The 7099-nt window shown below is 47.7% G+C and carries 9 protein-coding genes; 1 reads left to right on the top strand and 8 read right to left on the bottom strand.

Translation table 11 applies throughout. The annotated features are described in order from the left end of the window. Window positions 1-337: 337 nt before the first annotated feature. From KU854_RS23215 to KU854_RS23195, 5 genes are all read right to left on the bottom strand, one after another. On the bottom strand, window positions 338-541 hold the full coding sequence (locus KU854_RS23215; protein ID WP_218360655.1) for a hypothetical protein: 204 nt from the start codon (window positions 539-541) through the stop codon (window positions 338-340). A 40-nt stretch (window positions 542-581) separates the two neighbouring features. Beyond that, on the bottom strand, window positions 582-920 hold the full coding sequence (locus KU854_RS23210) for a hypothetical protein (RefSeq protein WP_218360654.1): 339 nt from the start codon (window positions 918-920) through the stop codon (window positions 582-584). 403 nt (window positions 921-1323) lie between these two features. Beyond that, window positions 1324-1545, bottom strand: a complete 222-nt coding sequence (locus KU854_RS23205) for a hypothetical protein (RefSeq protein ID WP_218360653.1) — start codon at window positions 1543-1545, stop codon at window positions 1324-1326. A 47-nt stretch (window positions 1546-1592) separates the two neighbouring features. Then, window positions 1593-2546, bottom strand: a complete 954-nt coding sequence (locus tag KU854_RS23200) for a DNA cytosine methyltransferase (RefSeq protein WP_218360652.1) — start codon at window positions 2544-2546, stop codon at window positions 1593-1595. After that, window positions 2528-2809: a hypothetical protein gene (locus tag KU854_RS23195; protein ID WP_218360651.1), complete on the bottom strand. Its 282-nt coding sequence runs from the start codon at window positions 2807-2809 to the stop codon at window positions 2528-2530. Before KU854_RS23195 ends, KU854_RS23200 begins: the two co-directional genes overlap by 19 nt. Before the next feature lie 456 nt (window positions 2810-3265). On the opposite strand from KU854_RS23195, the gene KU854_RS23190 reads away from it, so the two are divergent. Beyond that, window positions 3266-4015, top strand: a complete 750-nt coding sequence (locus tag KU854_RS23190; RefSeq protein WP_218360650.1) for a hypothetical protein — start codon at window positions 3266-3268, stop codon at window positions 4013-4015. Between the two features lie 611 nt (window positions 4016-4626). Here KU854_RS23190 and KU854_RS23185 read toward each other — a convergent pair. The 3 genes from KU854_RS23185 to KU854_RS23175 form a co-directional block, all read right to left on the bottom strand. Beyond that, a complete protein-coding gene (locus KU854_RS23185; RefSeq protein WP_218360649.1) occupies window positions 4627-5367 on the bottom strand; it encodes a hypothetical protein in 741 nt (246 codons plus the stop codon). Between the two features lie 225 nt (window positions 5368-5592). After that, window positions 5593-6003, bottom strand: coding sequence for a hypothetical protein (locus tag KU854_RS23180; RefSeq protein WP_218360648.1), 411 nt, complete (start codon window positions 6001-6003; stop codon window positions 5593-5595). Next, window positions 6000-7097, bottom strand: coding sequence for a ParB/RepB/Spo0J family partition protein (locus KU854_RS23175; RefSeq protein WP_218360647.1), 1098 nt, complete (start codon window positions 7095-7097; stop codon window positions 6000-6002). Before KU854_RS23175 ends, KU854_RS23180 begins: the two co-directional genes overlap by 4 nt. Window positions 7098-7099: the final 2 nt, after the last annotated feature.

The following is a 7099-nucleotide window of genomic DNA, read 5'->3' as shown; positions in this document are numbered from 1 at the left end:
TTCATAATCATCATCCTTTCGGGTAGTTGCCCTGTCGGGCTTAATGGTCGGGTTCGTTAACTTCCCCTTATTAAAATATAGACAATATGGCCTAATTCCGCCAATAAAAAATAGATAAAATGGCCTAATATTTTTGCTCTTATCCCGAAGGGATGCGAGGCCAAAACCACGGAACGCGAAACAACCAGGTAATGCAAATTCAACGCTGAACCAGGGAAAACCGATAACCCCCTTTCCTTCCTGCTAGACCTTTGCGAACCGGATAAAACCGCCCCCGATAGGTAGTGTGCCTGGGACACAAAACAACCTCACAACGCGAACGCCGGAGGCTGCTTTTTTAATCTCTTTGCGCGATCATGTACGGGCAACTGTCATCATGTGCTATCCGTTTAATCGCTGCGCTGATCGGTGGCCTTACCGGAAAAATCGTTTTAGAACAGTAACGACAAGAGACTGTCGTTTGGCCTGCGGAGTTATGACGGATTGAAACCGCACTTTTTAAAACGGCCTCTTTCAAGATCTCAATATCTGCTGTGTTCATGTTCTTCCCCTTCATTTAGATAGGTTTTAAACCTATCTTTTTAAGCCACTTGAAGAAACGGCGCGAGTGTGTGGAATACTTGGAATTTTTCAACCAGTAACCAGGCTTCAATACCATCTTTATTCTGTTTATTCATTGCCCTATCAATGACCCAACCAAAGCATAATGATTCGTCGTATCGATCACAGCTAACTTGCAGTTTTGAAAAGTGATTACCTTGTGATAACTGTTTGTACATCATCGTGTAAGCCACGAAATTTTCACTGTCACAAGCAATACACTCGATTAGGTGGCGGCGTTGTATGCGATACCAACGGCGCTCAATCTCGTAGTTTTCGCGGGTCAATGATTTGATTTCATCCAGGTTAAAACGTTTCATAATCATCATCCTTTCGGGTAGTTGCCCTGTCGGGCTTAATGGTCGGGTTCGTTAACTTCCCCTTATTAAAATATAGACAATATGGCCTAATTCCGCCAATAAAAAATAGATAAAATGGCCTAATATTTTTGCTCTTATCCCGAAGGGATGCGAGGCCAAAACCACGGAACGCGAAACAACCAGGTAATGCAAATTCAACGCTGAACCAGGGAAAACCGATAACCCCCTTTCCTTCCTGCTAGACCTTTGCGAACCGGATAAAACTACCCCCGATAGGTACTGTGCCTGGGACACAAAACAGCCTCACAACGCGAACGCCGGAGGCTGCTTTTTTTTGCAGATCTGCAAAATATCACCGTCAATACTACTTACTTTTTATTTGGATATTTTTAAAACCTATCTATTAGGTATGCAATGTTAATGCGTATTCGCAATTCAAATCGTTGAGCGTAACAAAGCAAACATCCGGCTCTTGCACCAGGTTTTCAATGCCTCGCCGTTTTGCATTTTCCAGCAATTTTTTAGCCGAACTTGATTCGACCCGCCCCCCAATAAATACAGAAACGGCCTCTGTATTTTTCAGCAGATTTTCTAACGCTTTGATTTCGTCTTGATTGCATTTCATGGCATAGCCCTCTTTGTGGTAGTGAGGCTGGCGAACCAGCCCGAACGTTAAAACAAACGGTTTTGTCTGTTTTGCTGCATATAGCGTTTCATTTCACAACCGAACCAATGAGCAACAGGCACACTCACGCCGTTCCCAATTTGTTTGTAAGCGTCGGTTTGGCTAACCGGAAAATGAAAGCTATCCGGTAAACCCTGAATTCTGGCGTACTCTCTGACGCTGTAAGGTCTGACACCCAAAGGGTAACGCTTATCAGCGAGTAACCTTGTGCTCTTGTCTTTTGCGTAGTGAGCCACGGCACAGGGCGCTATATCGCCCCGGTTTGGGTCACTAATGATTGGTAAATCCCGATATTCGCCATTCATCCGGGCGGCAATGGCTTTGGGTAAAGTGATCTGCGGTTCATCCTCCACAATCTCTTTAAGAGACACCGGGCGCGTGTGCTGTGGTGGCCTAACGTCGAAAGGGCGCTTGGTTCCAATGATGATCAAGCGTGAGCGGCGCTGTGGTAAAAACTGCTCAGTCTCTACCGGGCAAAACACATTGATGTAGTAATCCGGCATTTTCGTCATAGCTTCCATGACGACCGGAAACGCTCTCATGCCCGGCACGTTTTCAACGATATAAAACTCGGGTCTTGCGACTGCTAGGTGACGCAATGCATGTAAAAATAAATCATCCCCGCTTCGCGTTCCGTGAATGTCTGCGATGGCGCTGTATTTGGTGCAAGGGTAGGTAAAAACCATGCCGTCACAGTCACACTGCGGCAAAACAAGCTCCTGAGACAAATCACATTGTTTTATATGGTCGCCAATATTGGCACGGTATGTTTCACAAGCTGCCGCATCAAGCTCGAATGCTTGGTTAACGGTGATACCTGCCGAAAGCAGCCCCCAATCCGCTAACCCTGCGCCTGAAAAATATGAATTTACGGTCACGTTCATAACACTCACCTTAAATGGATAATTTAAAAACCTATCTATTACTTTAAAGGATTCCAACTGCGCCACATTTGAGTTAAACGCTTGGCATTTTCACGCCAGTAGTGCGGTTTGGCGGTAGCGTGTGCGCGATAATTGATGCGGGTGTGAATATCACACGGACGGTGGCGGCAAAGCAGCGATTCATAACGCATAAATTGGTGAGTTCGCTTATAACCAAAACGGCTTACAACATGCGGATCAAGCGTGGGAATGATTGAAGCATCACGATAGATTTGACGCTTATAAGCGCGGAATTGCTGCATAAATGTTTGAGTTTTCATAATCATCATCCTTTCGGGTAGTTGCCCTGTCGGGCTTAATGGTCGGGTTCGTTAACTTCCCCTTATTAAAATATAGACAATATGGCCTAATTCCGCCAATAAAAAATAGATAAAATGGCCTAATATTTTTGCTCTTATCCCGAAGGGATGCGAGGCCAAAACCACGGAACGCGAAACAACCAGGTAATGCAAATTCAACGCTGAACCAGGGAAAACCGATAACCCCCTTTCCTTCCTGCTAGACCTTTGCGAACCGGATAAAACTACCCCCGATAGGTAGTGTGCCTGGGACACAAAACAGCCTCACAACGCGAACGCCGGAGGCTGCTTTTAACGTCTCCTTTAATGCTTGTATATTGGCAACGCTGTGAAAATAAACATGTCTACTTTGTGGACATATCCCGCCTTATTGAATTTTGATAATATGCTTTAAACCTATCTATAAAGGGCGAGAAAATGGAACGCGACCTATGGAAACAGTATTTCCATGCTGAACAGCAATTGTTTTCATTTTTGAATGATGCAACAGCGGTCTACACAAACAAACCTGCGGTGTATTCTGAGCAACCAGAAACCGGGTTCATGATCGCGCCGCATTCTGTTTCGACCATCATTCAGCTTAATGATAAAGCCGACACCCCCGAGTTTTTGCAACTCAAGTCACTGACAGACACGGCTTACCAACAAGCAAAAGGGAAGGCGTTCAAACGTTTTAATTTCCGTCATGCGCGGTACGTTGAGAACGTGGAGCAAATCAACATCGCTCACAATGACGCCTATCGCTCAAAAGCCTTTTTGCCAACCGGGAGTTTTTCAATGATGTACAGCAACCACGAAAGTGATGTGCTGGAACGCGATAAAAACCGCCTGGATGAATTAGCTATTAGTTACAAGGTCACGCATAGGTTAGGGACTGTGTATCTCGAAATTCAAAATCAGGATCTCTTTGCGTATTGGGGTAATCCTGGCGCGGTGCAAATGAGACTGCACACCGGAAAACACACCATTGCCAGGATAAGAAAAACCGGGGAAACCAAATCGGACAAATACCCGTGCGGCCTGATTGTTGTCGATGCAGAATCCACGTTTTCACTGTATCACGCCACGCCGCAAGCGACCCGACCTCACACCCTGGAGCGTAACGCGCCAATGTTGGCATTCCCACTCGACACACAACACCAGTTCTTCGATAAAACCGCCCTTTGATTAAAGCGCCCTGCGGGGCGCTGTGCGCTCTTATGTGCGAAGCACATGCAAAGCCAATACTCACCACAAGATAATTCAACCACGGGATTTTGAGCGCCAAATGCAACGCTTTAAACCTCAACCCCCTTGCCTTCCTGCTAGACCTTTGCGAACCGGATAAAGCCGCCCACGATAGGTAGTGTGGCAGTGCGTTTGGTTTTTCTCTGTTGGTGTTCGCCGGAGGCCAGGGGCGGCGCTTCGCTTGATAAAGCGAAGCTGCAAAGCCCCGCCGAGCGCTTGCGCGAGTCATCACCAGAAACCCTTTTGAGGGTTTACTAAGTTCTCTATCTTTAGATAGCTAAGGAGATCTTTTCGTAAGAAAAGAGCTAAAGAACCCACTCTGTTTTTAGTCCCTACTGCTAAGACCTATTTTAAATAAGACATCAACAGGGTTATGCACAAAAACGGGGGATAAGAGTCACAGCAGGGAGAAAATAGCCGGGCTAGGGGGTGTTTTGGGTCTGCATTACGTGGCACGGGTGGAAAGGCCAGGGGAAAACCGGGGAAAATAAGGCTATCAGGCACACTGAACCCGCCGCTGTGCGGTGTTCGTGTCTTGGGTGTAGGGTTGGTCAGTGTATCAGGCTTTTGTCGTAGTCAATGGGGATAGGCGTCTGTCCGGTGTCATTGGTCAGGCGCTTCGTAAAGCTCTTATAACCAATCCAGATATTAGACAGCCCTTTTCGAATGCGATCAGCAATGCCGCGCTGAATGGATTGCATCACGTCTTTTTTCATCGTCAGGCCAAAAGCCGCAAGGCAGGTCAGGGTAAAAGTTTTCATGGCGGCGATTGAATAGATGCGCTCGTTTATCTCGCCGTTCTCGTCCGGCTCACTGTCCAGGCAATAACAGGCGTCCACATCGAGCCACTTCGCTTTCTTGAGAATTTTAATCATGCGATCCCAACGGGATTTATGAATGGTTTCACCCCATAGCTTTTCGTAAGTGCTTCTCAATGAAGCGTGGGTGACGCCTTCCATGTCGGATTCTTTACATACGCCGACCTGATAACGTTCCCCCTCGGTGAAATACATCAGGGCGGAAAACACTTTCACCAGGGCGAGACGCTGGCGCTTTTGAAGCGGTTTAACGCTGCTGTTTACATGATGCAGTTCAATAAAACACTTATTGTAACAATATGGGTTATCAATGAAGGCAGACAGCTTGTGAATATGGCGCATGTGCCAATGCTGTAATTTCTGCTTTTTAGTGGCAAGGCGTTGATATTGTTCAATCCTTGCTTTTAGGCTGGCGGTGTCGTTGGCTGCGAGTATCGCATCAACGTCAAAGGTCTGTGGGGTCGTTTTTCTCATTATTTGTCCTGTTTATTTACGAAATTCGCACAGGAACATTTGAGAAACCGACTTTCTTTCTGTAATATTGAAAGTGAAGTCGCCGCTGTCCTGTAGCGATTTCCATGCCCAAGGTGTTGCTGCACCGTTGGGAATCTTTATGAAAGGGCACTCTTGGCGGGGTGCCCTTTTGTCTTTCTACGTTACTGTAAACGCTGTGATTAGGCAACTTAAAAGCACCATTGGTCACAAATTGATCGCATCAATCACGTTATCCAGTACCGCCCCGAGTGTCGCGGGTACTTTGAGGCCGTGCCTCGTCAAAGTCGCCGTGACGCAATTATCATCAAGCAATTTGCATTCATCGCGCAAAATCCACACCGCGCACCATACATCATCATCATCAACGATCTGCCAGCCACGGCTAACCGCCAATTCGAGCGCGGCTTGTTGCGCCCACTTCGGCACAGTAAACCCCTGAATCCAGCGATAGATAATGCTCGTCTCTATCTGCGTTTTGTCCGTCCAGCCATGCTCAGTAGCAACCGCAATCAAATCACTGGCGAGTTTTTGCGTGGTGTAGTTGCCCGAGCGGTACTCGGGCAGGTTCACCAGGTATTTAAAACAGGGAATGCCAAAACGTTTTGGGTTTTTCATTCGCCCTCTCTAAGCTCTTTGAGCACATCTTCTGTCAGCCACACCATGTGTGAGCCACAATCGAGCGTGACCATTCCACTTTTACGGATCACTGCTTTTGCGGTTAAAAGCGGTGTGCCGCCAACAGGTTGTTCTTCTCGTTCAGCGCTTGGCTCAATGTCTTTGTAAAAATCATCAATGGTGATTTCTTCATCGTCCGAGGCTGTGCCGGCGACAGCGTTATCGTCGCCGCTCAGGGTGAGGTCGGTGTCATCGCCTGCAACCGTTTTTTCGTTGCCGGCGACGACATCATTTTCACCATCAGGGGAAAACAGGTCGTGTTGTTCTAGCGGGTTGAGGGAGCCTTCTTCCGCGATCCCTGGCTGTTTGCCTGCGTTGTAGTCGGCTAACAGCTTTTGCGCTTTCTTCTCATTCAACGCACCGCTTTTAACCTGGCTTACCAGCTTGGCAAACTCTGACGCCGAGACAAATTTTTGCAGATCTGCAAGAGCAGTCAGCAAATTGAGTGATTTGGTGTAATTGGCGGCTTCGTGTACCAACTCACCCGCCGTGTGCAATTTCAACAGGCGGCTGATATGGGAACCCGTTACCCCGAGCGATTTCGCCAGAACGCCTTTTTTAATCGGCGCGTCCGGGTCGTTAACCAGCAAATAGACCGATGCCGCTTCATCGAGATAGTGCATTTTATAACGCGCCATGTTCGCAATCGTCTGTTCAAGGCGAACGTCTGACGGCTGCACCATGTCTTTTCTTCCAATCAGCGCGTTGATGTCAGTCAAGGCGATTTCGCCTTGCTCAAGGCCGCGACAGTGCGCTGTCCAGCGTCCCTCACCATCAACCACCATAAAACGGTCTGGATTGTCCGGGTGAATGCGCACACGGATAGGCTGGCGACAACCTTTCGTAGCGATCACCGAATCGGTCAGTGATTCGAGTTCGCCCTCGTTCCACTCGCGGCGCGGCTGATTGGGATCAGGGTCAATCTTGGCAATCGGCAAGCGCACCAGTTCATAGTCTGGGGCGGTCATTTCTACCACGTCAGCCACGGACTTTTTAACCGCGACGGATTTTGCGAAAAAATCAGGTTTAGCCATTG

Origin of the sequence: Enterovibrio paralichthyis (assembly GCF_019209835.1) — a bacterium.
GTDB classification, from domain to species: Bacteria; Pseudomonadota; Gammaproteobacteria; order Enterobacterales; family Vibrionaceae; genus Enterovibrio; species Enterovibrio paralichthyis.
This window is presented reverse-complemented; position numbering and strand designations above follow the sequence as displayed.